The 26,507-nt window shown below is 56.3% G+C and carries 25 protein-coding genes and 1 riboswitch; of the genes, 7 read left to right on the plus strand and 18 right to left on the minus strand.

All coding sequences use genetic code 11. The features are described 5' to 3' along the window. The first annotated feature begins 179 nt into the window (after positions 1 to 179). On the plus strand, positions 180 to 2,105 hold the full coding sequence (locus EQV24_RS13160; RefSeq protein WP_243649050.1) for a serine protease: 1,926 nt from the start codon (positions 180 to 182) through the stop codon (positions 2,103 to 2,105). A 33-nt stretch (positions 2,106 to 2,138) separates the two neighbouring features. Here EQV24_RS13160 and ureG read toward each other — a convergent pair whose 3' ends face one another. The 9 genes from ureG to plsY all read right to left on the minus strand — a co-directional run bounded on the left by ureG (position 2,139) and on the right by plsY (position 8,929). Further along, positions 2,139 to 2,756 (minus strand): urease accessory protein UreG, encoded by a 618-nt coding sequence (gene ureG, locus EQV24_RS13165; RefSeq protein ID WP_129251560.1) that lies wholly within the window; start codon positions 2,754 to 2,756, stop codon positions 2,139 to 2,141. 9 nt (positions 2,757 to 2,765) lie between these two features. Then, positions 2,766 to 3,440: an urease accessory protein UreF gene (locus EQV24_RS13170; protein ID WP_130626670.1), complete on the minus strand. Its 675-nt coding sequence runs from the start codon at positions 3,438 to 3,440 to the stop codon at positions 2,766 to 2,768. Then, a complete protein-coding gene (locus EQV24_RS13175) occupies positions 3,440 to 3,979 on the minus strand; it encodes a HupE/UreJ family protein (RefSeq protein ID WP_020689458.1) in 540 nt (179 codons plus the stop codon). Before EQV24_RS13175 ends, EQV24_RS13170 begins: the two co-directional genes overlap by 1 nt. Positions 3,980 to 3,988: 9 nt before the next feature. After that, positions 3,989 to 4,453, minus strand: coding sequence for an urease accessory protein UreE (gene ureE, locus EQV24_RS13180; RefSeq protein ID WP_020689459.1), 465 nt, complete (start codon positions 4,451 to 4,453; stop codon positions 3,989 to 3,991). A gap of 9 nt (positions 4,454 to 4,462) precedes the next feature. Beyond that, positions 4,463 to 6,166 carry an urease subunit alpha gene (gene ureC, locus EQV24_RS13185; RefSeq protein WP_130626671.1) on the minus strand — a complete coding sequence of 568 codons (1,704 nt, stop codon included), beginning with the start codon at positions 6,164 to 6,166 and terminating at the stop codon, positions 4,463 to 4,465. Continuing rightward, entirely contained in the window at positions 6,159 to 6,473 is a 315-nt protein-coding gene (locus EQV24_RS13190; RefSeq protein ID WP_130626672.1) for an urease subunit beta, read from the minus strand. Before EQV24_RS13190 ends, ureC begins: the two co-directional genes overlap by 8 nt. Positions 6,474 to 6,483: 10 nt before the next feature. Continuing rightward, positions 6,484 to 6,786, minus strand: a complete 303-nt coding sequence (locus EQV24_RS13195) for an urease subunit gamma (RefSeq protein WP_003862556.1) — start codon at positions 6,784 to 6,786, stop codon at positions 6,484 to 6,486. Between the two features lie 10 nt (positions 6,787 to 6,796). After that, positions 6,797 to 7,624 (minus strand): urease accessory protein UreD, encoded by an 828-nt coding sequence (locus EQV24_RS13200; protein ID WP_130626673.1) that lies wholly within the window; start codon positions 7,622 to 7,624, stop codon positions 6,797 to 6,799. A gap of 690 nt (positions 7,625 to 8,314) precedes the next feature. Next, on the minus strand, positions 8,315 to 8,929 hold the full coding sequence (gene plsY / locus EQV24_RS13210; protein ID WP_013098765.1) for a glycerol-3-phosphate 1-O-acyltransferase PlsY: 615 nt from the start codon (positions 8,927 to 8,929) through the stop codon (positions 8,315 to 8,317). A gap of 107 nt (positions 8,930 to 9,036) precedes the next feature. Between plsY and folB the strand changes: the two genes are divergently transcribed. Both folB and bacA read left to right on the plus strand, forming a co-directional pair. Then, on the plus strand, positions 9,037 to 9,405 hold the full coding sequence (gene folB, locus EQV24_RS13215; RefSeq protein WP_013098764.1) for a bifunctional dihydroneopterin aldolase/7,8-dihydroneopterin epimerase: 369 nt from the start codon (positions 9,037 to 9,039) through the stop codon (positions 9,403 to 9,405). Between the two features lie 106 nt (positions 9,406 to 9,511). Next, a complete protein-coding gene (bacA, locus tag EQV24_RS13220) occupies positions 9,512 to 10,333 on the plus strand; it encodes an undecaprenyl-diphosphate phosphatase (protein WP_014833310.1) in 822 nt (273 codons plus the stop codon). A gap of 10 nt (positions 10,334 to 10,343) precedes the next feature. Here the strand turns inward: bacA and EQV24_RS13225 are convergent, their stop codons facing one another. Further along, positions 10,344 to 11,585, minus strand: coding sequence for a multifunctional CCA addition/repair protein (locus EQV24_RS13225; RefSeq protein ID WP_062934239.1), 1,242 nt, complete (start codon positions 11,583 to 11,585; stop codon positions 10,344 to 10,346). A gap of 61 nt (positions 11,586 to 11,646) precedes the next feature. Further along, positions 11,647 to 12,267 (minus strand): TIGR04211 family SH3 domain-containing protein, encoded by a 621-nt coding sequence (locus EQV24_RS13230; protein WP_013098761.1) that lies wholly within the window; start codon positions 12,265 to 12,267, stop codon positions 11,647 to 11,649. Between the two features lie 238 nt (positions 12,268 to 12,505). Here EQV24_RS13230 and EQV24_RS13235 point away from each other — a divergent pair, with 238 nt between their 5' ends. The 3 genes from EQV24_RS13235 to hldE are packed head-to-tail and all read left to right on the plus strand — an operon-like array spanning position 12,506 to position 18,155. Next, positions 12,506 to 13,807, plus strand: a complete 1,302-nt coding sequence (locus EQV24_RS13235) for an inorganic triphosphatase (RefSeq protein WP_130626675.1) — start codon at positions 12,506 to 12,508, stop codon at positions 13,805 to 13,807. A gap of 18 nt (positions 13,808 to 13,825) precedes the next feature. Continuing rightward, positions 13,826 to 16,684 (plus strand): bifunctional [glutamate--ammonia ligase]-adenylyl-L-tyrosine phosphorylase/[glutamate--ammonia-ligase] adenylyltransferase, encoded by a 2,859-nt coding sequence (gene glnE, locus EQV24_RS13240; RefSeq protein ID WP_130626676.1) that lies wholly within the window; start codon positions 13,826 to 13,828, stop codon positions 16,682 to 16,684. Positions 16,685 to 16,724: 40 nt separating this feature from the next. Further along, the gene (gene hldE / locus EQV24_RS13245; RefSeq protein ID WP_013098758.1) at positions 16,725 to 18,155 is read left to right on the plus strand and encodes a bifunctional D-glycero-beta-D-manno-heptose-7-phosphate kinase/D-glycero-beta-D-manno-heptose 1-phosphate adenylyltransferase HldE; all 1,431 of its coding nucleotides are present in this window, start codon (positions 16,725 to 16,727) and stop codon (positions 18,153 to 18,155) included. A gap of 74 nt (positions 18,156 to 18,229) precedes the next feature. Here the strand turns inward: hldE and ubiK are convergent, their stop codons facing one another. Further along, positions 18,230 to 18,526, minus strand: a complete 297-nt coding sequence (ubiK, locus tag EQV24_RS13250) for a ubiquinone biosynthesis accessory factor UbiK (protein ID WP_013098757.1) — start codon at positions 18,524 to 18,526, stop codon at positions 18,230 to 18,232. A gap of 121 nt (positions 18,527 to 18,647) precedes the next feature. Continuing rightward, positions 18,648 to 18,798: riboswitch (FMN riboswitch) on the plus strand. A 106-nt stretch (positions 18,799 to 18,904) separates the two neighbouring features. Here ubiK and ribB point away from each other — a divergent pair. Next, complete coding sequence (ribB, locus tag EQV24_RS13255; protein WP_008502964.1) at positions 18,905 to 19,558, plus strand: 3,4-dihydroxy-2-butanone-4-phosphate synthase; 654 nt, start codon at positions 18,905 to 18,907, stop codon at positions 19,556 to 19,558. 45 nt (positions 19,559 to 19,603) lie between these two features. Here the strand turns inward: ribB and EQV24_RS13260 are convergent, their stop codons facing one another. The 6 genes from EQV24_RS13260 to EQV24_RS13285 all read right to left on the minus strand — a co-directional run bounded on the left by EQV24_RS13260 (position 19,604) and on the right by EQV24_RS13285 (position 26,493). Continuing rightward, entirely contained in the window at positions 19,604 to 20,662 is a 1,059-nt protein-coding gene (locus EQV24_RS13260) for a type 1 fimbrial protein (protein ID WP_023620517.1), read from the minus strand. Continuing rightward, positions 20,646 to 21,401, minus strand: a complete 756-nt coding sequence (locus EQV24_RS13265) for a molecular chaperone (protein ID WP_013098755.1) — start codon at positions 21,399 to 21,401, stop codon at positions 20,646 to 20,648. Before EQV24_RS13265 ends, EQV24_RS13260 begins: the two co-directional genes overlap by 17 nt. A gap of 9 nt (positions 21,402 to 21,410) precedes the next feature. Next, positions 21,411 to 23,846 carry a fimbria/pilus outer membrane usher protein gene (locus EQV24_RS13270; protein WP_165876019.1) on the minus strand — a complete coding sequence of 812 codons (2,436 nt, stop codon included), beginning with the start codon at positions 23,844 to 23,846 and terminating at the stop codon, positions 21,411 to 21,413. A gap of 76 nt (positions 23,847 to 23,922) precedes the next feature. Continuing rightward, positions 23,923 to 24,480: a fimbrial protein gene (locus tag EQV24_RS13275; RefSeq protein WP_130626678.1), complete on the minus strand. Its 558-nt coding sequence runs from the start codon at positions 24,478 to 24,480 to the stop codon at positions 23,923 to 23,925. Positions 24,481 to 24,694: 214 nt separating this feature from the next. Further along, the gene (locus tag EQV24_RS13280; RefSeq protein ID WP_013098752.1) at positions 24,695 to 25,756 is read right to left on the minus strand and encodes a pilus protein; all 1,062 of its coding nucleotides are present in this window, start codon (positions 25,754 to 25,756) and stop codon (positions 24,695 to 24,697) included. 2 nt (positions 25,757 to 25,758) lie between these two features. Further along, positions 25,759 to 26,493: a fimbria/pilus periplasmic chaperone gene (locus tag EQV24_RS13285; RefSeq protein ID WP_013098751.1), complete on the minus strand. Its 735-nt coding sequence runs from the start codon at positions 26,491 to 26,493 to the stop codon at positions 25,759 to 25,761. Between the last annotated feature and the right edge of the window lie 14 nt (positions 26,494 to 26,507).

The raw sequence follows: 26,507 nt of genomic DNA on the forward strand, positions 1-26,507 counted from the left end.
TTTAGAGAAAACTCTGTTCATTAGAGTAGGCCACTCTTATTCTTCGCGGTCCGTGTGTCAGTGATACTGAAAAAGGAAAAATTTCAATTCACACAGGAACCGTGATTATCATGAAAAAAAGCGCTTTATCTCTTTTTATTTGTGCAGCAATTTCATTCTCTGCTGCGGCTGAAACTCTGGTGCAAAATGAATTTGCACAGGATAATGCCACCTACACCGCAATTGTGCTCAAGCTAAAACCGACGACAGGTCTGTTAAAAGCCACAAACAATAAAATTACCTTGAGCGACGCTTCCCTGACAACAACAAATATGTTCCGTCCGACCAACTTGCGTAGTTCTACTCAATCCTCTGAATTGACGGAGCTTAATAAACGCTATGGTTTTGACCGTTATCTGCGCATCGAGTTACCGAAAGATAAAAGTCAGGATAAAACATATATTAACCATATTATCACCGAGCTTGAACAAAATCAGAACGTAGAGTTTGTGTACCCGGAAGCCGAGCCGGTATCGCTGGATGACACGGCCCTTACGCCACAGTTAAAGTCCTCCCTGAATGTTAATTTAACGTCTGCTGCCATTCCGGATTTCCGCAATAAGCAGGATTATCTCAAAGCGCCGGATGTTAAGCGCACTGGTTATTATATGGGGGGCGTCAACCGCGACAGTGTTGATCGCTATGCAGGCAGTGCGGGTGAAGGGGTAACGATTATTTCGGCGGAGATTGATGCCTGGAATACCAGCCATGCCAACTTACCGCCGATGAGTCTCAGCTCTGGCAAGACGACGTATGTTGCAAGCCATGATCACGACACCGCTTCAGTGGGGATTATGGCGGCGAAAGATATGGGCACCGGTATTCGCGGTTTAGCCTGGAAAAGCCGGATGGGGTATGCGGCCTCCGCGAGTAATAACCTCTATAATTTAATCCCCCAGCTAAAAGCGGGTGATGTGGTGCAGATCGGGATACAAGTTGCGGGGGGTTATCCAGCGGGTTGTCAGAAGGATTGCTGGGTCGCAATGGAATCCCAGACCGCCTATTACGATATTATTAAGGCGCTGACCGACAAAGGTGTTCACGTTATTGAGGCAGCAGGTAACGGGAATATCAATATGGACAGCCCAGGGTTCCGGGGGGAGTATGACGTGAATGTCCGGGACTCCGGGGCTATTTTGGCGGGTGCGTTTTGTGCAAAAGACGGTAAAAAAGCGTCGTTCAGCTCCTATGGCTCGCGCATTACCAGTTCTGCCTGGGGCTGCTGGGATGTGGTGACCACCGGTTATGGCGATCTGTATAAAAACGCTGGCGTTAACGATTCCTATACCGCGACTTTTGCCGGAACCTCTTCCGCGAACCCGATTATTGCGGGTGTGGTAGCAAGCCTGTCAGGCATCGCCAAAGCCAACGGTATTACCGTGACACCGCGTCAGATGCGTCAGATTCTGGCGGAGACCGGTACGCCGCTGGCGAACGGGGATTCGGCAAAAGTGGGGACACAGCCTGACATGGAGCGTGCGGTAGCCCGTATTATGGCGCTGAAAGACGGTAACACCCCTGTCGCTCCGGCCCCAACCGCTGCGGCAGGCGCGGATTACACCATGGTCTCCCCGACCACGGGCGTGAGCACCTACCCGCTGGACGGCAGCAAGAGCCTGAATGCCAAATCGTATAACTGGAGCGTGACAAAAGGGGCGGAAACCTTCTCGCTGGAGGCGAACCTGAACGGCACGCTGGTGAAGAGCGTGGATAGCGCGCATGCCTATGCCGTTATTCCTGCCAACAGCGAGGGAGAAGCGGTCTTCACGCTGACCACAACCGGCGCAGATGGACGGACCGCGACGGACAGCATGACCATTAAGGTCACTAAGCCGGCGGTACCCGAGAAAGACGACACCCCGGCAAAAGACGATACGCCGGTAAAACCTGCCGCACCGGCCTATAACGCCAAAATCGCTTACCCGACCAAATGCACCAAAGTCTCTTACAACGGTAAAATTTGGTTCAACCAGTGGTATGTCAACCCGGGTCAGGAAACCCCGGGAACCGGCGGCCAGTGGGGCGCGTGGCGCGAGCAGGGTTCTTCCAGTAACAGCTGTAAATAACCCTCACGGCCTGGCATTGCGCCAGGCCTTTTTTCAGATCCTCAGCATCCCTTTCTCTTCCAGAAACGTAATAATCGTTGCCAGACCGTCACCCGCCTTCAGGTTGGTAAAGGTCCACGGACGCTCGCCACGCATGCGGTTGGTGTCGCGCGCCATCACCTCCAGCGAGGCACCCACGTACGGCGCGAGATCGGTTTTGTTGATCACCAGAAAATCGGATTTGGTGATCCCCGGCCCGCCCTTGCGCGGGATCTTCTCCCCTTCGGCCACGTCGATCACGTAGATCGTCAGATCCGCCAGCTCCGGGCTGAAGGTCGCGCTCAGGTTATCGCCGCCGCTTTCGACGAAGATCAGATCCAGATTGCCGAACTTCTCGCTGAGCGCTTCCACCGCGGCCAGGTTCATCGAGGCATCTTCGCGAATGGCGGTGTGCGGGCAGCCGCCCGTCTCTACGCCCACAATGCGCTCCGGCTCAAGCGCGCCCGCTTCGGTCAGAATGCGTTGATCCTCTTTGGTGTAAATATCGTTCGTCACTACCGCCAGATGATACGTGTCGCGCATCGCCTTGCAGAGCGCTTCCAGCAGCGCGGTTTTGCCCGAACCGACCGGGCCGCCCACGCCAACGCGCAGGGGATGTTTGTAATCAGCCATGTTGCATCCTCAGGAACGGAATAACCGTGAATATTGTGTTTCGTGGCGGGCAGAGGCGATGGCGGAAAGCGGCGTCGCCGCGCCCAGTGCCTCATCGTCACGTAAAAATGCCTGTTCAAACCCGGCGGCAAAATGGTCGCTGAGTTCGATAATCAGCTGTTGTGCGGCCTGTTGCCCAAACGGTACCAGCTTGACGCCGGCCATTACCGCGCTCTCAATCCAGCTGTAGCCCAGACTCAGCGCCAGCTCGTGCGCGCTAATACCCCAACGCACGCCGAGCCACGCCATGCCGCTGAGCTGGCTTTGCATAAACAGCGGCTGCCAGGGGGGCGGGCAGTCCGGCTCCCAGCTTTTGATGAGCCGCGTAAAGGCGGCGCCGCGATTGCGTTCTTCTTCCCGCAGTTCACGGGTTTCCCGGCAGGCGAGCAGGTATGACGTCCAGCGTTTTGCTGCCGCCAGATCGCCCTCTTCACAGGCCCGATAGAGCCGGGCAAATAGCGGCAGGTCGACGCAGAAAAAACTCTGCTCCATCTGCAGGGTTTGCCAGTTTTTGAACGCCTCTGCGTCGGTAACCCAGCCTGTCTCGACGGCCCACTCCAGCCCCTGCGACCAGGTAAACGACCCGACCGGCAGGCTGCTACTGGAGAGCTGCATCAGACGCAGCCGCTGGCGGGCGAGCTCCATCAGCTCATCAGCGCCAGCAGGGCAGAGACGATAAGCCCACCGCCAAAGGTTTTACGCAGTCCGTCGTGACGGCGCAGCAGTAACCCGGCGGCGAAGCTGGCGCACAGCACCGTGGCGCTGGCCAGCATAAAGCCGCTGGTGAAGAGCCAGAAGCTGTGGCCGGACATCTCCACCCCGTGCGCCCAGCCGTGGAACATCGCCAGGGCAGGCACCGCCAGCAACAGACGATTTTCGGTTTTAAACATCATCACGCCGCAGACGCCCAGCGAGGCGATAATCAGCATCTCCATGCCGCTAAAGCCGCCGAGCAGGCTGCCCGCAATGGCACCGACAAGCATCATCCCGAGGGTGGCAAAAGGCAGCAGCAGCTTGCGGCCGCTCAGCGCGGAGAGCACGCCCGCACCGGCGAGCATCAGCAGGTGATCAAGTCCGGTCAGCGGGTGGAAAAAACCAGCATGGAAGCTGTCGGCACCGTGTCCCGGATGTGCCAGCGCAGGCAGGGAAAAGGCCAGCAGTAACAGGGGTAAGTACTTACGCATGATTAATCCTTAATGTGAATGAGCGTGAGAGTGGCTATGGCTGTGGGCCTCGCTGGTGTAGGCCCCTGCTTCAGGTTCAAACGGCAGGCTGGCGAAGGTGACCGCCAGCCCAAACTGGCGCAGCATGTCGTCGAGGACGTGATCGTGGTGATAGCGCAACTCGCCGGGCATGATTTGCAGCGGCACGTGGCGGTTGCCCAGGTGATAGCAGGCGCGGGCGAGGAGGAACGGATCGTCGCAGCGCACCACGGAGACGGACTCCGGGGCGGCAATCACTTCGATGACTTCGCTGCCGTCTTCGTTACAGAGCAGGTCGCCGCCGCGCAACAGTAAACCGCGCGGCAGCATGAGCCCGGCTTCGCGCCCGTCATTCAGCGCCACGCGGGCACGGCTTTTCACCCGCACGTCAATCGGCAGCGTGACGCTGGCGGTAATCGGATGCGCATGGTCCAGGCGTTGGGTTAAATAGATCATCATCACTCCTCAAAACAGGAAATAGCGTTGCGCCATCGGCAGAACGTCAGCCGGTTCGCTGGTTATCAGTTCGCCGTCGACGCGCACTTCATAGGTTTGCGAATCGACGGTGATATTTGGCTGCAGGCCGTTGTAAATCATGTCGGCCTTTTTCACCGTGCGGCAGCCTTTGACCACCGCCGTGGCGCTCTGCAGGTTGAGCTGTTGCGCTATCCCCTGCGCGGCCGCAGCCTGCGAGACAAACGTCAGCCGGGTGGCGTGACGTGCGGCACCCAGTGCGCCAAACATCGGACGGTAATGGACCGGTTGCGGCGTGGGGATAGAGGCGTTGATATCCCCCATCGGAGCGCAGGCGATCATCCCACCCTTGACGATGGTGGCGGGTTTCACGCCAAAGAACGCCGGGGACCAGACCACTAAATCCGCCAGCTTGCCCGCTTCGATGGAGCCCACTTCATGGGCGATACCGTGCGTCAGCGCCGGGTTAATGGTGTATTTGGCGATGTAGCGCTTCACGCGAAAGTTGTCGTTATCGCCAGTCTCTTCCGGCAGTGCGCCGCGCTGCACCTTCATGCGGTGCGCCACCTGCCAGGTGCGGAGAATCACTTCGCCCACGCGGCCCATCGCCTGGGAATCAGAGGAGGTCAGCGAGAATGCGCCGATATCGTGCAGCACATCTTCCGCAGCGATGGTTTCCCGGCGAATACGCGATTCGGCAAAAGCCACATCCTCGGCGATATCCGGGTCGAGGTGGTGGCAGACCATCAGCATATCGAGATGTTCATCGATGGTATTGACCGTATAGGGCAGGGTCGGGTTGGTGGAGGAGGGCAGAATATTCGGGTGCGCACAGGCGGTAATAATATCCGGCGCGTGGCCGCCACCGGCCCCTTCCGTGTGGAAGGTATGGATGGTGCGCCCGCCGATGGCTGCCAGCGTGTCTTCGACGAAACCGGATTCGTTCAGCGTGTCGCTGTGCAGCGCCACCTGGATATCCATCTCTTCCGCGACCTCCAGCGAGCAGTTGATGGCCGCAGGCGTTGCGCCCCAGTCTTCGTGGATCTTCAGCCCGATGGCCCCGGCGGCTATCTGCTCGCGCAGGGCATCCGGGTTTGAACCGTTGCCTTTGCCCAGCAGGCCAATATTCACTGGCAGGGTATCGGCAGCCTGCAGCATGCGGGCGATATACCACGGCCCCGGCGTGCAGGTGGTGGCGTTGGTCCCTGCCGCGGGACCTGTACCGCCGCCGATCATCGTCGTGACGCCGGAAACCAGCGCCTCTTCGGCCTGCTGCGGGCAGATCCAGTGGATGTGAGTGTCGATCCCGCCAGCGGTGACGATCTTTCCTTCGGCGGCGATCGCTTCCGTGGCGGCACCAATCGGGATCGTCACCCCGGGCTGAATGTCCGGGTTGCCGGCTTTACCGACGGCAAAGATCCGCCCGTTCTTCACGCCGATATCCGCTTTCACGATCCCCCAGTGATCGACAATCAACGCGTTAGTCAGCACCAGATCCACGCAGTCATCCGCGGTCATCTGCCCCTGGCCCATACCGTCGCGGATCACTTTCCCGCCGCCGAATTTGACCTCTTCGCCGTAGACGGTGAGATCGTTTTCGACTTCGATCCACAGCTCGCTGTCGGCTAAACGTACTTTATCGCCGGTGGTGGGGCCGAACATATCGGCATAAGCCTGGCGCGAAATCTCAGCCATTTTTCACTTCTCCCATCACGTCACCCCGGAAACCGAAAATGCGCTGCGCCCCGGTGACCTTCACCAGCGTCACTTCGCGCTTCTGGCCGGGTTCGAACCGCACCGCGGTGCCTGCCGGGATATTCAGTCGAAAGCCCCGGGTGGCTTCCCGGTCAAATTTCAGCGCCGGATTCACCTCGTAAAAGTGATAGTGCGATCCCACCTGGATAGGTCGGTCGCCGTGGTTTTCGACGATGATAAGCCGGTTTTCTCGCCCGACGTTGAGGGCAATATTGCCGGACTGGATCTGGTATTCGCCTGGGATCATCACGCGCTCCTTACACGATCGGGTTATGCACGGTGACGAGTTTTGACCCGTCCGGGAAGGTGGCTTCCACCTGAATATCCGGGATCATCTCCGGTACGCCTTCCATCACCTGATCACGCGTCAGGACGTGACGGCCCGCTTCCATCAGCGAGGCGACGGTTTCGCCATCGCGCGCGCCTTCCATAATGAAGGCGCTGATCAGCGCGACCGATTCCGGGTAATTGAGCTTTACCCCGCGCGCAAGGCGGCGTTCGGCAACCAGCGCGGCGGTGAACAGCAACAGCTTGTCTTTTTCTCTGGGGGTCAGTTCCATAACGTTTCTCTTATGTCTGCCAGATACGCGGCGAACAGGCGGTTTTGGTGGTGAGAAGCGGGCGAAGCGACTGCCAGATATCGCGCATCACCCGCTGGCAAATCAGATTGTCGTGGGAGAGAAAACGCACCGACAGCAGATCGTCAGTGAGCGTCGCCCCGGCAAAGGTATTCAGTGGTGCGAGCAGCTCACGCGCCGTGTCGAGGTGCGTGTCTCCGGCCGGATAGAACAGCAGCGTGCCGAGCCACGGCAGCCCGGCAACAGGGGTAAGATCGCCGTCGCTGAGATGCTGACGCTCAATCAGACGTGGCTCGTCATCCACCCAGACCTCAAGGCGGCTCTCCAGCGTGCCGTGGCTGAAGGTCTCGCCGATCACCGGGCGACCCAGACAGTACAGTTCCCACGCCAGCAGCGTGCTGGAGGCCTTCAGGTGGAAGACGGAGCGCAGCGCGGCACTGGCGCCGGGAAAGATAATGGTGTCCTGCGGCAGCCACTCCAGCGTGGACGCTTCATCGAGATAAAAGTGCTGGTTAAGGCGGGCCTGTGGGCCGCTGCTGCGATAGAACTTACTGGCGCCGGGCATGGTGATAAGCGCGTGGCTATTGGCGTCCAGACTTACGGTAATATCCAGCCTGTCACCGCCCACCACACCGCCCGGCGGGTGCAGCAGATAAAGGTGGCAGGTTTCCCCTTCGGGGTAGAACGGACGCTGTACCGTGAGCGGCCCGACGTGGTGCGCGGCATGGAGGAGGGTTTTCTCAGGCGTGTGGCAAAACCGCAGGTCAAGCGAGGCCTGCCAGCCTTTGTACGAACTATCAGTGACCTGAGTTGCTAACATGGTGCTTCCATTCGCGCGCCCGGGAGATACGTTTCAGTATGCCCTGGCGGAAATGAAGGCTGTCATATGAGTCGCTTATGGATGGAGGCCTGTATTTTGGGGCTGCGGTGGAAGGGTTCCGTTCACTATAGCTTTTCTGCTTTATGGGTATCCCGCTGCGGTGAACGTGTTAAGGGGGCTCCCGCCGCCCCCTTAACAATCCCGGCTCCCGGCAAAGAAAATCGCCGCTGCGCGGTCCCTTCGGCTTATTCCCTCCGGCTATCGGGTCGGGCGTGATCCTACATCCATGTAGGTCACGCCCTCTTGGCGCATCCATGCGCCTCGCCCCGGCCTTCGGTCAACGCCTCAGCGATTTTCAGCCGGATCAGGCGTTTCCTCAACCTTCTCAGCAGTTTGAATGTGGCACGGGTGTTGAGTCCCCGCTGAAATCGGCGAACCGGAGACCGGATGACAAGGGCTGGACGCCAGGGATGGCGGCCAGAGGCGAATCGAGACAGGATGTCGAGTTGAGCCGACCGCAGGCAGCGGGTCGTGAGGTGAGCGTAGTGCGAAGCACCGATTTCGTCGCGGGGCCGCGGGGATTGATAAGGGGGCCGCGGTGGCCCCCTTATCACGTTCACGGGTGCCGGAACGTCATATTCTGTTGGTCATAAAGTGAACGGAACAATTCCACTAAAAGTAAATAAAACCCTACCGCGTCTCTCTCTTCTTCCGCTTTAACCGCGCCCAGATTTTCGTCTCCTGACGTCGCCACAGACGCTGAATATTATCGTGATGACGCAGCAGGATAAGGCAGGAGAGCATCGACACCGGGAAGGTGAACTGGGGTTTAAACCACCAGACATAGAACGGGGCGATCAGCGCGCTGACGATGGCGCCCAGAGACGAATAGCCGCTCAGAAGAATAGTCAGCAGCCAGGTGCCTGCCATTACGCCGGTGAGATCCCAGCCGATGGGCGCGATGGCACCAAAGGCCGTCGCGACGCCTTTGCCACCTTTAAAACCGAAGAATACGGGCCAGATGTGGCCGACACAGGCGGCGATGGCAATAAGCCCCAGCCAGAACGGAGTCACGCCCAGCGCATACGCGCCCCAGACGGGTAACATCCCTTTCAGAACGTCAAAAATCAAAACCGCTACGGCTGCTCCCTTGCCGCCAATTCGTAGTACATTGGTCGCTCCCGGATTCCCGGAGCCACTTTCGCGCGGGTCAGGTAACCCGGCAATGCGGCAGACCAGAATGGCGCTGGAGATTGAGCCGCAAAGGTAGGCGAGGAGAATCATTCCAGGCGCGATTGCACTCATAACGCTGTTCCGTTTTGAAAATGTATCTGTATTCTCAGCATCTGTGGATAATACGCATAATTCACCGGAAGTGGTATCCGGTTTAGCCAAAAAGCAGGCAGGTCGTGATGGATATTGTATTTATAGAGCAACTTTCGGTAATCACCACTATTGGTGTTTACGACTGGGAACAGACCATCGAGCAGAAGCTGGTGTTCGATATCGAAATGGGCTGGGATAACCGCAAGTCGGCAAAAAGTGATGACGTGAATGACTGTCTGAGCTATGCCGACATCAGTGAAACGGTCATCGCCCACGTTGAAGGGCAGCGTTTTGCGCTGGTGGAGCGCGTGGCAGAAGAGGTAGCAGAGTTACTGCTGACCAAATTCAACTCGCCGTGGGTGCGCATTAAGCTGAGTAAGCCGGGCGCGGTGGCGCGTGCCGCCAATGTGGGAGTCATCATCGAGCGTGGCACAAATCTGAAAGGAAAGATTTAACGTCATAATAGCTAAACCATTTTAGGTTATATCGGTCTTAAAGCTGTATCTTTCACGGTAGCTGTTGGGGCGACCGTTTTTTTTATATTTTTTTAGGGGTTTATAGATGAGCGATATGCACTCGCTGCTGGTGGCGGCAATTCTGGGTGTGGTCGAAGGATTGACGGAGTTTTTGCCGGTTTCCAGTACGGGCCATATGATTATTGTTGGCCACCTGCTGGGCTTTGAAGGCGATACCGCAAAGACGTTCGAGGTGGTCATTCAGTTGGGGTCCATTCTGGCTGTGGTCGTGATGTTCTGGCGTCGTCTGTTTGGGCTGATCGGCATCCACTTCGGGCGTTTGCCACAGCGTGAAGGAGAGAGCAAGGGCCGCCTGACGCTGATTCATATCCTGCTCGGGATGATCCCGGCGGTGGTGCTGGGGCTGGTTTTCCACGACACCATCAAATCGCTGTTTAACCCGATTAACGTGATGTACGCGCTGGTGGTCGGTGGTTTCCTGCTGATTGCGGCGGAAGTACTGAAGCCAAAAACGCCGCGCGCAGAAGGTCTGGACGATATGACGTATCGCCAGGCCTTTATCATTGGCTGCTTCCAGTGTCTGGCGCTGTGGCCGGGCTTCTCCCGTTCAGGAGCAACGATTTCCGGCGGGATGCTGATGGGTGTAAGCCGTTACGCGGCATCTGAGTTCTCGTTCCTGCTGGCGGTGCCGATGATGATGGGTGCCACCGCGCTGGACCTCTACAAAAGCATTGGTTTTCTCACCACGGGCGATATTCCGATGTTCGCCGTGGGCTTTATCACCGCCTTTATCGTGGCGCTGATTGCCATTAAAACCTTCCTGCAACTGATTAAGCGTATCTCGTTTATCCCGTTCGCGATCTACCGCTTTATCGTCGCGGCTGCGGTATACGTGGTCTTCTTCTGACCGGCTGCCCTCAGTCTTTTGGCTGAGGGCAATGCTTTTCCTTCCACTCTGAAACCGCCTGAATCCGCCGTTTCGTCAGCTCTTCGCGAATTTCCGGGCCTTTAAATCCTGCTTCGACGACCTCTTTTGTTGGCACGGCTTTGGCCACCTCCCACGCGGCGCGCAGCAAGCGCCCCTGCGGATAGTCGCACGCTTCGAACCCGGTGCGCCCGCGCACGTCAGCCTCGCTGGTGAGCGCGATCTGCTCGACGCGCTGGGGTTTACGCCAGGCGTCGATGTTATCGAACAGCTTAACGATGGTGGCCGGTTTCAGGATCGGGAAGGTGTGGATAAGGTCGTGGAATTCGGCCACCAGTTTCGCCAGATCGCGGATCTCGTTCGGCACCCGCAGGCGCTGGCACAGCCCCTCGACCAGCTTCACTCCAGCCGGGCCGTGCCCGTGGTGACGAGGCCAGAACTCTTTTGGCGTTAAGCCTTTGCCGAGATCGTGGCACAGCGTCGAGAAGCGCACGTCCACCTCCGGGCTGAGCATGGCCGCCATACTGAGCGTCATCAGGGTGTGCACGCCAGTGTCGATTTCCGGGTGCCATTTCGCCGGGGCGGGTACACCAAACAACGCGTCTATCTCCGGGAACAGCACCTTCAGGGCGCCGCAGTCGCGCAGCACCTGGAAAAAGACCTGTGGATTGCGGGTGGTGAGGGCGTTTTCCGTCTCTTTCCAGACGCGCTCTGGCGTCAGGTGTTCAAGCTCACCCGCCTTGGTCATGGCGGTCATCAGCGCCATCGTCTCATCGGCAATACGGAAACTGAGATGGGCGTAACGTGCGGCAAAGCGCGCCACGCGTAGCACCCGGAGCGGATCTTCCGAAAACGCCGGGGAGATGTGACGTAAAAGACGGTTGCGCAGATCGTCCTGGCCGCCATAAGCATCCACGATCTGGCCGTTCTCGTCCTGCGCCAGCGCGTTGATGGTGAGATCGCGACGCAGGAGATCCTGCTCCAGCGTGACGTCGGGCGCGGCATAGCAAGTGAAGCCAGTATAGCCGGAACCGGATTTACGCTCCGTACGCGCCAGGGCGTACTCTTCCCGGCTTTGCGGATGGAGAAACACGGGAAAATCGCGGCCTACCTGCTGGTAGCCCGCGTTAAGCATCTCTTCGGGGGTGGCGCCTACCACCACCCAGTCTTTATCTTTGACCGGCAGACCTAACAACGCATCACGTACCGCACCACCGACCAGATAACTCTTCACGCCCTACACTCCCGTTTTCTCTTTTGGCAAGATAATACGTAAGTCTGGCAGAGAAGACGAATTAGTTCATCCAGCGGTCTTTACGTTTACGGCTTGGGATCAGGTGTGGCAGAACAAGACCCAGCACCAGGCCGACGCCCAGCACGCCGCCGCCATACATAAACCACTGCATGATGATGGTGCGCTGTTTGTCATCGAGCTGCAGATTAGCGGCATTCACCTTCTTCTGCGCCACAATCAGCTCATTTTTCAGTTTCTGGTTCTCTTCTTTCAGACCGTTAATCACGCTGTCGCTCTGCGCGACTTTCTGCTGCATTTCAGCGGTGCGCTGGTTCCAGGTACCGTCAATGTTGTTCAGCTTGTCGGTGAGGGTTTTCACCTGGTTTTCCAGATCCGGCACGCGGGTGCGCAGGCTTGGCACGGTGCTCAGCTCTTTCAGGGGGATCCAGGAGGTACGGCCGGAACTGTCGCGAACCTGACCATAATTGGTCTCGGTGTTGGTCTGTAACAGGGTGACTTCCTCGCCGGCATTTACCGTACCCACGAGGCGATAATTATCTCCGGGGCCGCTACGTACCCAGGTGTTCAGTTCGTCAGAAACGTAACGCTTTTCTTCAGCGTGGACCGCAGTCGCGGCGCTAAAAGCGAGTAAAGTAAGTCCAATCAGGCGTAATTTAAGCATATCAGTCGTTATTTTCATAAATAGTGGAACGATAGTAGTGGCATCAGTGTCTCTACGCAAAGGATTCGTCATCAATCAGAATCATCTGTGTCCCGATCGCCGCCGCTGCAAACTTTTTACGCCCGTCAAATTGCTCATTGCGTGGCAATTTGGCGCAAAATACTATGTACTGACAAACAAATGGCGAGGAAGTTCGCCTTCATCGACGCGTCTGTGACGCACGCAAAAGTACAAGGCTATGGCACAAGAGATCGAATTAAAGTTTATCGTCGAAAAAGACAGCGTTGACGCGCTCCGCCAGCATCTGCAAACGCTGTCCGGTGAACACCATGAACCCGTACAGCTGCTCAATATCTATTACGAAACGCCGGACAACTGGCTGCGTCGTCATGATATGGGCTTGCGCATCCGTGGCGCGAACGGGCGCTACGAGATGACGATGAAAATCGCCGGTCGCGTTGTGGGCGGTTTGCATCAGCGCCCCGAATACAATATCGACATCAATCAGCCAGAACTTGAGCTGGAACGTTTTCCGGCAGAAGTGTGGCCAAACGGCGAACTGCCATCCACCCTGGCAGCAGAGTTGCAGCCGCTGTTCAGCACCGATTTCTGGCGCGAGAAATGGCTGGTAACGGAAGGCAAAAGCCGCATTGAAATCGCCCTTGATTTGGGCGAGGTGAAAGCGGGGGAATACCAGGAGCCAATTTGCGAACTGGAGCTTGAACTGCTGGAAGGCGAGACGAACGATGTGCTGAAGCTGGCGCGTAAGCTAGTGAGTCAGTCAGGCTTACGTCAGGGCAGCCTCAGCAAAGCCGCCCGCGGCTATCATCTGGCCGCCGGGAATGCGCCACGGGCGCTGAAAGAGACCCCTGTGTTACGCGTAGCCCCAAAAGCCAGCGTTGAGCAGGGCATGGAGGCGGCTCTGGAGCTGGCGCTTTCGCAGTGGCAGTACCACGAAGAGCTCTGGGTGCGTAATGTGAAAAACGCAAAAGCCCACGTCCTGGCCGCCATCGGTCTGGTTCGTCATACCCTGATGCTGTTTGGCGGCATCGTTCCTCGCAAAGCAAGTGCTCACTTACGCGATCTGCTGACGCAAACTGAAGCGCTGATGCTCTCTGATGTGTCTGCGCAAACGGCGATCTACAGCCCGCAAACCGCGGCCGCCAAACTGGCGCTGACCGAGTTTCTGGTGACGCGCGGCTGGCGTACCTTCCTGGACGCGAAAGCCCAGACAAAAATCGCAGAAAACTTTAAACGTTTCGCGGATATCCACCTCTCCCGCCATGCCGCAGAGCTGAAAACCACCTTTGCTTATCCGCTGGGTGACCAGTACGGCGACCAACTGATCCGTCTGACGCGCAACATCGACTGCATGCTACTGCTGTCGGGTACCTATGATGACGTCAAAACGCAGGCGTGGCTGGAAAACTGGCAGGGGCTGAAACATGCCATCGAAACCCGTCAGCATATTGAGATTGAGCATTTCCGCAACGAGGCCATTTCGCAGGAGCCATTCTGGCTGCACAGCGGAAAACGTTAACTCTGGCAAGGAACCCCTATAATGCCGCTTTCTTCGCAGTTACAGCAGCAGTGGCAGACCGTTTGCGAACGTCTGCCTGAGTCATTACCGGCGTCATCGTTAAGCGAGCAGGCAAAGTGCGTGCTCACGTTCAGTGATTTTGTGCAGGAAAGTATTACTGCTAACCCGGACTGGCTGGTGGAGCTTGAAAACGCCCCGCCGCAGGCTGACGAGTGGCGGCATTATGCAGGCTGGCTGCAAAGCGCGCTGGCTGAGGTGGCGGATGAAGCCACGCTGATGCGCGTTTTGCGCCAGTTTCGCCGCCGGGTGATGGTGCGCATTGCCTGGGCGCAGTCGCTTGAGCTGGTCAGCGAAGAGAGCACGCTCCAGCAGTTGAGCGAGCTGGCGCAGACGTTGATCGTCGCCGCGCGAGACTGGCTCTACGCCGCCTGCTGTAAAGAGTGGGGTACGCCGTGCAGCGAGGAAGGGGTTCCTCAGCCGCTGTTGATTCTGGGGATGGGCAAGCTGGGCGGCTGCGAGCTGAACTTCTCCTCCGATATCGACCTGATTTTTGCCTGGCCGGAGAACGGCTCCACGCGCGGAGGCCGTCGTGAGCTGGACAATGCCCAGTTCTTCACCCGTCTTGGCCAGCGTCTGATCAAGGCGCTGGATCAGCCGACGCAGGACGGTTTTGTCTATCGCGTGGATATGCGTCTGCGTCCGTTTGGCGACAGCGGCCCGCTGGTGCTGAGCTTTGCGGCGCTGGAAGATTACTACCAGGAGCAGGGGCGCGACTGGGAGCGTTACGCGATGGTCAAAGCGCGGATCATGGGTGACAGCGACGACGCTTACGCCAACGAGCTACGCGCCATGCTGCGCCCGTTTGTGTTCCGTCGCTACATCGACTTCAGCGTGATCCAGTCCCTGCGTAACATGAAAGGGATGATTGCCCGTGAGGTACGCCGTCGTGGGCTGAAAGATAACATTAAGCTCGGCGCGGGTGGCATTCGTGAAATCGAGTTTATTGTCCAGGTCTTCCAGCTTATCCGCGGTGGTCGCGAGCCGTCGCTGCAATCCCGCTCGTTGCTCCCGACGCTGTCGGCGATTGAGCAACTCCATCTCCTGCCAGAGGGGGACGCGCAAACCCTGCGTGAGGCATACCTGTTCCTGCGTCGTCTGGAAAACCTGCTGCAAAGCATCAATGACGAGCAAACCCAGACCCTGCCGGGGGATGACCTGAACCGGGCGCGTCTGGCCTGGGGCATGCGCGTGGAAGACTGGCCAGCATTGATCGAACGGCTGGAGGCGCATATGGCAGGCGTGCGCCGTATCTTTAACGAGCTGATTGGCGATGATGAAAGCGAATCGCAGGACGATACGCTCTCTGAACACTGGCGTGAACTGTGGCAGGATGCCCTGCAGGAAGATGACACTACGCCCGTGCTGGCGCACCTGAGCGACGACGATCGCCATCGGGTGGTGGCGCTGATCGCCGATTTCCGCCTCGAACTCAACAAGCGTGCCATAGGTCCGCGTGGTCGTCAGGTGCTGGATCACCTGATGCCGCACCTGCTGAGCGATGTCTGTTCCCGTGCCGACGCCCCGGTGCCGCTTTCCCGCATGATGCCGCTGCTGAGCGGCATTATTACGCGTACCACCTATCTTGAACTGCTGAGCGAATTCCCGGGGGCGCTGAAGCACCTGATTACGCTCTGCGCGGCGTCACCGATGGTGGCCAACAAGCTGGCGCGTTATCCGCTGCTGCTGGATGAACTGCTCGATCCTAATACCCTCTATCAGCCGACGGCGACCGATGCCTACCGAGATGAGTTGCGCCAGTATCTGCTACGCGTGCCGGAAGAAGATGAAGAGCAGCAGTTGGAAGCGCTGCGCCAGTTCAAACAGGCCCAGATGCTGCGCGTCGCGGCGGCGGATATTGCCGAAACGCTGCCGGTGATGAAAGTGAGCGATCACTTAACCTGGCTGGCGGAAGCGATCATCGATGCGGTGGTGCATCAGGCGTGGATCCAGATGGTGGCGCGTTACGGTCAGCCAAAACATCTTGCTGAACGAGAAGGCCGCGGTTTTGCCGTGGTGGGCTACGGCAAGCTCGGCGGGTGGGAGCTGGGATACAGCTCCGATCTGGATTTAATCTTCCTGCACGACTGCCCGGCCGACGTGATGACCGACGGCGAGCGAGAAATTGACGGGCGCCAGTTCTATCTGCGTCTGGCCCAGCGCATTATGCACCTGTTCAGCACCCGCACGTCATCGGGGATTCTGTATGAAGTGGATGCCCGTCTGCGCCCGTCCGGCGCGGCTGGCATGCTGGTGACCTCAACGGAATCCTTCGCCGATTATCAGAAAAACGAAGCCTGGACGTGGGAGCATCAGGCGCTGGTGCGCGCCCGCGTGGTGTATGGCGATCCGCAGTTAAAAACGCAGTTTGATGCCATTCGTAAAGCGGTGATGACCACCCCGCGTGAAGGCAGTAAGTTGCAGACCGAAGTGCGCGAAATGCGTGAAAAGATGCGCGCGCATTTGGGCAATAAACACCGCGATCGGTTTGATATTAAAGCCGATGAGGGTGGCATTACCGACATTGAGTTTATCACCCAATATCTGGTGCTCCTGCACGCGCATGACAAGCCGAAGCTGACCCGCTGGTCGGATAATGTGCGCATTCTGGAGCTGCTTGCGCAAAACGACATCATGGATGAGCAGGAGGCGCAGGCCTTAACCCGCGCCTACACCACGCTGCGCGATGAGTTGCACCACCTCGCCTTGCAGGAACAGCCGGGCCACGTGGCGCTCGACTGCTTTACCCGTGAACGCGACCAGGTGAAAGCGAGCTGGCAGAAGTGGCTGGTGGAACCGTGCGTAACAAAACAAGTGTGATATCATCGCGCGCAAATTGTGAATCTTTCTGGAGTCAGGAATGAAAGTAACACTGCCAGAGTTTGAACGTGCTGGAGTTATGGTTGTCGGCGATGTGATGCTGGATCGCTACTGGTATGGGCCGACCAGCCGTATCTCCCCGGAAGCACCGGTACCGGTCGTTAAGGTCGATACCATTGAAGAGCGTCCTGGCGGCGCGGCAAACGTGGCGATGAACATTGCTTCTCTGGGCGCGCATTCGCGTCTGGTGGGCCTCACCGGTATCGACGATGCAGCGCGCGCGCTGAGCAAGTCGCTGGCGGACGTGAACGTGAAGTGCGATTTCGTTTCTGTTCCGACGCACCCGACCATTACCAAGCTGCGCGTATTGTCGCGTAACCAGCAGCTGATCCGCCTCGACTTTGAAGAAGGGTTTGAGGGTGTGGATCCTGAGCCGCTGCACGAGCGCATCAATCAGGCGCTGGGCAATATCGGCGCGCTGGTACTGTCCGATTACGCCAAAGGGGCACTGGCAAGCGTACAGCAGATGATCCAGCTGGCGCGTAAAGCCAATGTGCCGGTACTGATCGATCCGAAAGGCACCGACTTTGAGCGCTATCGCGGCGCAACGCTGCTGACGCCAAATCTCTCTGAGTTTGAAGCGGTGGCGGGCAAGTGCAAGTCGGAGGCGGAGATCGTCGAGCGTGGTATGAAGATCATCGCTGACTTCGAGCTGTCTGCACTGCTGGTGACCCGCTCCGAGCAGGGGATGACGCTGCTGCAGCCGGGCAAGGCGCCGCTGCATATGCCAACCCAGGCGCAGGAAGTGTATGACGTGACCGGTGCCGGTGATACGGTGATTGGCGTACTGGCGGCAACGCTGGCGGCGGGTAACTCCCTCGAAGAAGCGTGCTACTTCGCGAACGCCGCGGCGGGCGTGGTTGTCGGTAAACTCGGGACCTCTACCGTTTCGCCAATCGAACTGGAAAACGCCGTGCGCGGCCGCGCCGATACCGGTTTTGGCGTCATGACGGAAGAAGAGCTGAAAGTGGCCGTTGCCGCCGCGCGTAAACGCGGTGAGAAAGTGGTGATGACCAACGGCGTATTCGACATTCTGCACGCGGGCCATGTCTCTTATCTGGCGAATGCACGCAAGCTGGGCGATCGTCTGATTGTGGCGGTGAACAGCGATGCCTCGACCAAACGTCTGAAGGGCGAAACGCGTCCGGTGAATCCGCTGGAGCAGCGTATGATTGTGCTGGGTGCGCTGGAAGCGGTGGACTGGGTTGTGCCGTTTGAAGAAGACACGCCTCAGCGCCTGATTGCCGGTATTCTGCCTGACCTGCTGGTGAAAGGCGGCGATTACAAACCGGAGCAAATCGCGGGCAGCGAAGAGGTCTGGGCCAACGGCGGTGAAGTGATGGTGCTCAACTTTGAGGACGGGTGTTCAACCACCAACATCATTAAAAAGATCCAGAAAGACAGTCAGTAAAAAACGGGCCAGTTGGCCCGTTATTTCACCCTCTACCCGTGGGAGAGGGCTGGGGTGAGGGCATCAGGCCGCACTTAGGCCTGGTCATCCACCGGCGGTATCGCTGGTGCCGGCTTCACTTCTTCCGGGGTATTGCGGTTTTCCAGCTCGGTAAGACGCTGTTCCAGCAGCGCCAGCTTTTCACGGGTGCGCAGCAGAACCTGTGTCTGCACGTCAAACTCTTCGCGGCTCACTAAATCAAGGCGAACTAACTGCGCCTGCAGCGTCTGGCGGATTTTCTTCTCAACGTCATCACCAAATTCACGAATGCCTTTTGGCATGGACTCATGAACCTGACGCGCAATTTGCTCAATTTTCTTCGGGTCAATCATAGTGGCTTCCCTTGATAAGACGGTGTTGATGAACATTGTAGCGCGTCATGCTCCAGGATAAAGCAGATTTGTTTGAAGCTTATGCATTGCCCAGGTTAATCAATAGCGTTATAGTTATCTCGCTTATTCTCAGGGCGGGGCGAAATTCCCCACCGGCGGTAAATCAGCGTCATGCTGAAAGCCCGCGAGCGCTTTGGGTGAACTCTCAAAGGTCAGCAGATCCGGTGTAATTCCGGGGCCGACGGTTAAAGTCCGGATGGGAGAGAGTAACGATCCAGTCGGGCATGGGCCCGCTCACGTTATCTTTTTGCCGCTTATACGGCGCTCCTAAGACTGCCCTGATTCTGGTAACCATAATGTTAATGAGGTTTTTTTACCATGAATCAGACGCTACTTTCCTCTTTTGGCACTTCAACTCAACGTGTTGAACATGCACTGGATGCCCTGCGCGAAGGCCGCGGCGTGATGGTGCTTGACGATGAAAACCGTGAAAACGAAGGCGACATGATTTTCGCCGCCGAAAACATGACCGTTGAGCAGATGGCGCTGACCATCCGTCACGGCAGCGGCATCGTATGCCTGTGTATTACCGAAGACCGCCGTAAGCAGCTCGAGCTGCCTATGATGGTCGAAAACAACACCAGCGCCTTTGGTACCGGCTTTACCGTGACCATCGAAGCCGCGCATGGCGTGACTACCGGTGTCTCCGCGGCTGACCGTCTGACTACTGTCCGTGCAGCAATTGCCGATGACGCCAAGCCATCCGACCTGCACCGTCCTGGCCACGTCTTCCCGCTGCGTGCGCAGGCGGGCGGTGTGCTGACCCGTGGTGGCCACACTGAAGCGACCATCGATCTGGTGACGCTGGCAGGCTTCAAACCTGCAGGCGTACTGTGTGAACTGACCAACGATGACGGCACCATGGCGCGCGCACCAGAGTGCATCACCTTTGCACGCCTGCACAACATGCCGGTCGTGACAATTGAAGATCTGATCGAATACCGTCAGGCGCACGAGCGCAAAGCCAGCTGAACGGTGCATGAATGAAAAAGCCGGGGAAACCCGGCTTTTTCGTCTCTAGTGGTAGTTAATTTTAAACAGCACGACCGTTTCAAACGGACCAGAATCGATACCCTTTCCCTCTGCACGTGAAAGCTCAGCCGTGTACGTGGTCTCGAAATGCAGCACCGAACCGGTAAAATCAGCGTACTCGTCATACTGATTGAAGGTGTAGGGCTGTGTGCCGTTAAGAATGCGCAGCTTCAGGCCATTACCAATCAGCAACGCCGTATCATTGGCCGTCAACTCGCTATCGGTATAGAACGACGAGTCGATCTTAAATCCGTCTGAACACTGCGCATCCTGTACTTTACTGGTTTTAACCGAGAACGTTCGCGTACGCGTGCCCTGATTGACGATGTCACGTGCGCTGAAGGTGCCAAAGTCGATCTCCTGATTTTCAGGGTAAATACTGAACGTCGCTCCGCAGTCCAGTACCCTGATGTTTTCCAGCCCGTTAATGTGGTATTTGAGGTTTTTGGCATCAGGAAGCGCATTTACGCCGCCTTTGCCGTCAAACTGCACGACGATGTAATCACCAAGCGTGCTGACGTAGCCCTGAGGCGGTATCGCTTTGAGCTTAACATACAGCCTGAAGCGTGCCGCAAAGGTTCGTGAGGTATGTACATCCCACGCATTCCCCGAACAGATGTATTTCTCCCAGCCCATTGCTTTTAACTGTTCGGCCGTGTATTTGCTCAGGCTGTTGTTGTCCAGACACTGACGGGTATCCACGCCGTAGGTTTGCCCGATGGCATCGTAATCTGCACCCTCGTAGGTTACACCGAGCTCGTAGTAAGGATCCGACACCGACGGATAAGGGTTCACCCAGGCGAAGACGTCTTCGTTCTCATGATTTGACGCGGTATTTCTGTCGCAATACACGGGGATTTTGATATCGCTGGATTCCCAAATCTTTTGCCCAACCCTGGCTGTGCTGGGGATTGAGAATTCTGACACCGTTTTGGTTTGCTCCACCGGGCCATTTTGTGTGCCAAGGTAGCAGTTCAGCGCCAGCGCCTGCTTAAGGGGGCACATCACCAGCATTAAAAGGAAAAGCTTAGCGAGATGTCGCATTTTGCCCTACCTTGCGCGGCGTTAGCGTGCATGGTGTTGACCCGGTACAGGTTAAATTGACCTTGCGTAGCGCACCATAATCATCAATATAACCTATGCTGTAGCCCGTTCCTTCTGTTTCACTTAGCGTCAGCGTACTGGTCGCAAACGGGCTAATCATCAGACTGTCGAAGCCTGGCATCATGGTTTTTCCGTTATTGCTCAGCCATGCCAGCGTAATGAAATAGGGCGTTGGGTTTTTCAGGCGCATGGTTTTGCCCGACAGCGTCACCGACAGCTGCATCTCCGTCTCTTCACCTGCTTTTTTACGAATGCTTTCCGGCCGCCAGAACAACTTTATGCGGCTCTGCATAGCCACCTGCATGACGCTGCGCTCCTCTTTCAGGCTCCCGCTTTTGGGCGGCACTTCACGCAGATTGAAATAAAACAGCGTTTCCCGATCCTCCGGAAGCTGTTGCGTCGCGGCCTGTTTCACGATCCGCACCTGTGACGAGGCGCCGGGTTCAATGCGCTGAATAGGCGGCAGGACCATAAAATGGGTGTCCTCTTTGCGCCCGTCCCGATCCTCCACCCAGGCGAGGGCAAGGTAGGGAAGCGATTTGCTCTGGTTTTCAATGGTCAGGCTGCTGGCTTTATCGCTTTCGGCAAAGACGATGCGCGTCCTGTCCAGGTTAATTGCCGCCTGCGAGACGCCGGAGCCACAAAACAGGAGTGCTGCTAAATAAACGTATGATTTCATAGTGATAAGTTACTGGCAGGGCAGCATCAGCTGCGTGGTGTTGTCGAGAGAGGCTGGCAGGGAGAAATGACACTGCTGATCGTCTCCCCAGGTGACGATAAAGTGCTGTTCAGCTTTTACCGCCCCCAGCCAGATATGTCCGTCCTGGGCGATAATGCCCACCTCTTTGCCTGAATCCTGCTCGCGCACCTGGGCGCCGAGAGGCGGCGTGCCGCTGGCGGTACGCACGATCCCGGCAACATCCTGACCCTGACGGGAGGCAATCAGCCGATAACCGATTGCACCCTCGGTCCAGGTGGAGCGAATGACGTGGTTATCGACATCGACACCCTCTGGCAGGTTATTCAGATTGACCTGTACGCTGGCGGGCATATAGCTCGAAAAGGCGGGCAGGACGCCAATACCAAACATGTTGGTGGCATCGCGGGACATATTCAGCGGTATATTGCCGATCCCTTCCGTGCTGACCATCACGCGCGGTTCGTTGCCGTAGCTCCGGCGATGAAGCGACGCCCCGTGGGCGGTTGCGGTAAACGAGCCGTTCCAGCTCGCGCTGACGGAACGGTAGTCATGGGCCTTGTAGCTTCCGGACAGGTTCAGATCTCCCGTCCCGGCATAGTGCTGATAATTCGCGCTGACTTGCGCCCCGGCATCAGTTTTTTTGCTCTCGGTACCAGCGGATATCCCCCAGGTATTGTTACTGTCTGAAGAGTCATACCAGGAGAGCGTTTGACGCGTCGTGTCGCTGTTTCTCAGATCGTAATTGAGGCGATGATCCGGATCGAGGGGAATGCTTAAAGAGAAGTAAACCTGCGTGTCATCGCCTTGATCCTGATAATGTGTTTTGCTCCATGAGGCCGTCACGCCAAGATTTTTCCAGCGACCAAGGTCGAAGTTGTATCCTGCCGTGAGTGTGCCGGTGGTGGAGGGGGCTCTGTCCCACCAGGTCTGGCGCAGCATACCAAGGTAAAGGTTTAGCGACAGGGCGGGGATGTACTGGCTGGCAGTGATGCTTAGCGTCTGTTTTTCCGTTTCCGCGTTATCCCGGTCTTTTTCAAGAAAGCGGGCATAGCTGAGAAAGCGGCTGTCGGAGTAGCGGTAGCTGGCAAGCGTGAGCTGACTCCCGGTGGTGTCGAAACGCTTGCTGTAGTTGATGCGGTAACTGTATCCCGTCTGCTTTGCTTCCCCCTCGTGCTGGCTGCTGGCCTGGGTGACATCAAATGACAGCGCACCCAGCATATCCATGTTCTGCCCGATACCTGCCGCCAGCGCGCGGTAATCATTACCGCTGTTCAGGATCCCACCGTACAGGGAGGTCCGGGACAGGACGCCCCAGGAGAATTCGCTGCTTAAAAAGGCCTCGTTTTCGACCTGATGCGAGCTGTCCTGACGGGGTTTACCGCCCGCCAGCTTATAGCGAACCTGGCCTTTTCGCGTCAGGAAAGGCACAGAGGCAGCAGAAACCTGAAAGGTGCTGGTATGACCGTCTTCTTCGGCGACGGTGACGTCCAACGTTCCCTGTACGGACTGGTTGATATCCTGGATGACGAAAGGGCCCGGTGGGACTTTGGTTTGATAGATAATTCTGTCCGCCTGGCTGACGGTCACGGTGGCATTCGTCTGAGCAATACCAGAAATTTGTGGCGCGTAGCCGCGCAGAGACCAGGGAAGCATACGCTCGTCGCTGATAAGTGAGGCTCCGGTGTAGGAAAATCCGTCGAAAATATCCGACTGAAAATCTGACTCACCCAGCGTGAACTTTGAGCCGAATGCAGGCAGAGGGCGAAAAAGGTAGGCGCGAGAAAGGCGCCCGTCGCTCTGCGACCTCCCTTCCGTACGGTTAAGGGCGTACTGATAATCTCCCCGCAGTCGCCAGGCGCCCAGGTTGGCGCCAGCGGTCCCGTAGGTATTGACGTTATCGCTGCTTGACCCCTCATCGGGCTGATAGCGGCTGGCAAACAGATTGTAATCCAGCAGCACGCCTGAGACACCGTTGTCCCAGGTCGCGGGCGGCATCCAGTTGGTGGAACGGTACTGTAGCCAGGCCTGAGGTAGGGTAACTTCCAGCGTTTGCGTCGCCTGAATAAACTCGAAACGAACCTGCGGCAGCGGGGAAAAGTCGACACAGCCCGCGTTAACCGTCAGCATGCTGCGGTATTTATCGTCCAGACCAAAAGTGTCCGCCAGATCGGACGGAATGCAGACTTCCGTTGTATCGTCTCTTTTATACCAGGCTAACTGCCAGCCGCTAGCGAGTGGCGTATTATTAATTGCAACGTTAACGAAATAATGACCCGGCGCAACGTGGTTCTTATCTTTGAACTGGGATAAATCAACATTGCCGCGCTGATCTTTATCGATAGCGTTAATATTAAATTCAACGGCGGCCAGTGGAAGAGGCGTAAGAAAGCCAGCAATGATGATCGAAAATGCACTGTATTTCATCATTCAGCTCTCAAATAAAATTACGGCAATGGCTGGCAAATATATTGCCAGCCGAAATATAATTAACGGTATGGGCTTATTTATACAACAGGACGTAATTCGCGGTAGATTCGACCTGGCCTGCCGTTGCTGTTTTACCATCGACCACTTCCATCTGCGCTTTGAAGTGCAGCGTCTGGGTCGCTGAACCCGCAGAAAGATCGACAGTTTGAGCCGTACCAAGCGTGATAGGGGACTCTGCATTATCCAGCAGACGAACGCCCACGTTCTGCGCGCCGCCCGCATAGGTGTTGCTCATCAGGCTGGTATCGGCTGAGTCGGTTGCAGTGCTGCTGAAGGTTACGTCCACTTTGGTGACGGGCGTTGCGGTTTCATCTGCAGCGTCAAGCTGGCAGTTTTCCAGGTTGATATCAACCGGTACCGCCGTGGATTTTTTATTCACATTCATCACCGCCGTGGTGAACTGGCCAAGTTCAATCTCTTTATCAATACTGTCTGGTGCAATATTGCATGGTGCGTCAATAATAATGCCCTTAAAGGTGATTTTACCGGAGCCCTGATCGCTTGCCAGTGCATTGCCAGAGATAAAAGAGCCTAAAGCAACCGCCAAAAGTGTTTTTGAAATATTTCGCATGAAATATCCTTGTTATGAATAATATTTAAGAGATATTGATGTTTGAGGCGGTTGTATTCTAAAACTAATTGTAACAATGCGTGATTAAAAAATAATTAAAGACTCTTTAAGTTTGCGTTTATTAATTATTGAAGTGAATGGCTTACATAGAAAAAAGAGGGCGAGGGGCTAAATAAGCAGACCAACAGGAGATGCTGGTCTGCTTTTTGATCAATTATTGATAATTGATTTTGACAATAATGTCTTTACTGAATGGTCCAGGAATAACGGCTTCACCAGGTTTACGGGTTAGCTCCGCCGTATAGTCATGCGTCAGCGTCGTCTCCGTATCATCAGGGTGATAGGTTGCAAAAGGAAGATACTGGTTGTACGTCACATCGCCATTGGTTTTATCAATGAGACGCATGAGTAAACCATTTCCCATGTCCAGATGCGTATTATCGTAGAGCGTATCGGTGGTGTAAAAGCTGGTCGTCACGTCAAATTGTTCTGAACAGCCAGCAGTGGCATCCCGGATTGTCGAAATGCTAAACGGTGAGGTGACGGCGTTGGCGTTGACTGCGCTCTCCGTAAACTGGCCAAAATTCACAATCTGATTTTCAGGGTAGATCCGGATATCCACACCGCAGTCCAGGAAGTGAATATTTGACAGCCCGGTAATGTCGTAATGCAGGTTTTTTGCTTTTGGAAGCGTGTTGATTCCGCCTGAACCGTCAAACGTCAGTACGGTGACGGAGGGAAAGGTATAGTCAAACTGCTCTTTTGGTATCGCTTTTAGCTTCACGTAGAGACGAAAGCGCACGCTAAATGTGATGTTTTTCTGAATTGTGACGCCATTGCAGGCTGCTTCCTTGTAGTCACCCCACTTATCATCCTGCTTATCAAGGCAGGCTCCCGTATCAATTTTGATATCGGGGATGTCATAGTCAATACCGTTATAGGTTACGCCAAACGCCAGATAGGGATTGTTGGTCATCAGGCTATCGGTGTTATGAAAACTGTCCAGGATATAGGCATAAACGTGTTCACTCCAGGGATCCTGCGAGACAGGTTTTGTACTGTCGCGGGTGGCGTGATCGCAATATACCGTCACCAGCAAATCGCCGCTTTCCCAAATTTTTTGTCCGGCTGGGGCGTTGGCTGGGACCGTGAACGTCGGGAGCGTTGTTGTGACCAGACTTTGACCGCCCAATGAATCTTTGTAACAGTCCATCGCCCATGCGGAGGATGAGAACAAACATAAAAGGGCAATCACCACGAGATATATTTTTTTCATCATTATCCCTTATTCACCGGTTTGCTCTGGCAGGCAGGTTGCACCGCGTTACAACTCACCTTAAACATTTCCAGACCGCCATAATCGCTGATATACCCGACTTGAAATTCAGCGGGCAGCTTAGCCAGTGACTGGCTGGCCTGACCAAACGGCTCAATCATTACGCTCTCTGCGCCCGGCAATAAGGTTTTACCGTTCAGTCCGATATAGCCCACGGTGATGTAATAGGGGCTGCTGTTTTTAAACTGCAGCGTACCCGAGGCGCGGGATATAACCACTTTATCCAGCGGAACAAACTGGCCCTCCTTAAGCTCAATGGCTTTTGGCCGCCAGAACAGTTTAAGGCGGCTTTGCATGGCGATTTGCATCACGTTCTTCTGCTCGGCTTTGGGTGGGATCTCCCGCATGTTGTAATAAAACAGCGACTCGCGATCGGCTGGAAGTCGGCTGAGGTTTTGCTGCGCCATCAGGCGAACCTGCGCCTGTTCCTCCGGCTCGATACGCAGCAGTGGCGGAACAGGAGAGATAAACTCGCGCGTTTTTTTACCCGCTTTATCCTCAATCCACGACTGAGCCAGATAAGGATCGGTTTTACTCTGGTTTATCAGTCTGACCGACACGCTTTTTGCTGAGGCGTTGAAAATGATGCGTGTTCTGTCGGGCGATACGGTGGCCCAGGCAAAGCTGCACGTGCCAAGGAAACAGATAAGTCCTTTTGAAATCATCGTGATGTTCATTTTATTCATCCTGA

This window comes from Enterobacter sp. A8 (genome assembly GCF_004296595.1).
Lineage (GTDB): Bacteria > Pseudomonadota > Gammaproteobacteria > Enterobacterales > Enterobacteriaceae > Enterobacter > Enterobacter cloacae.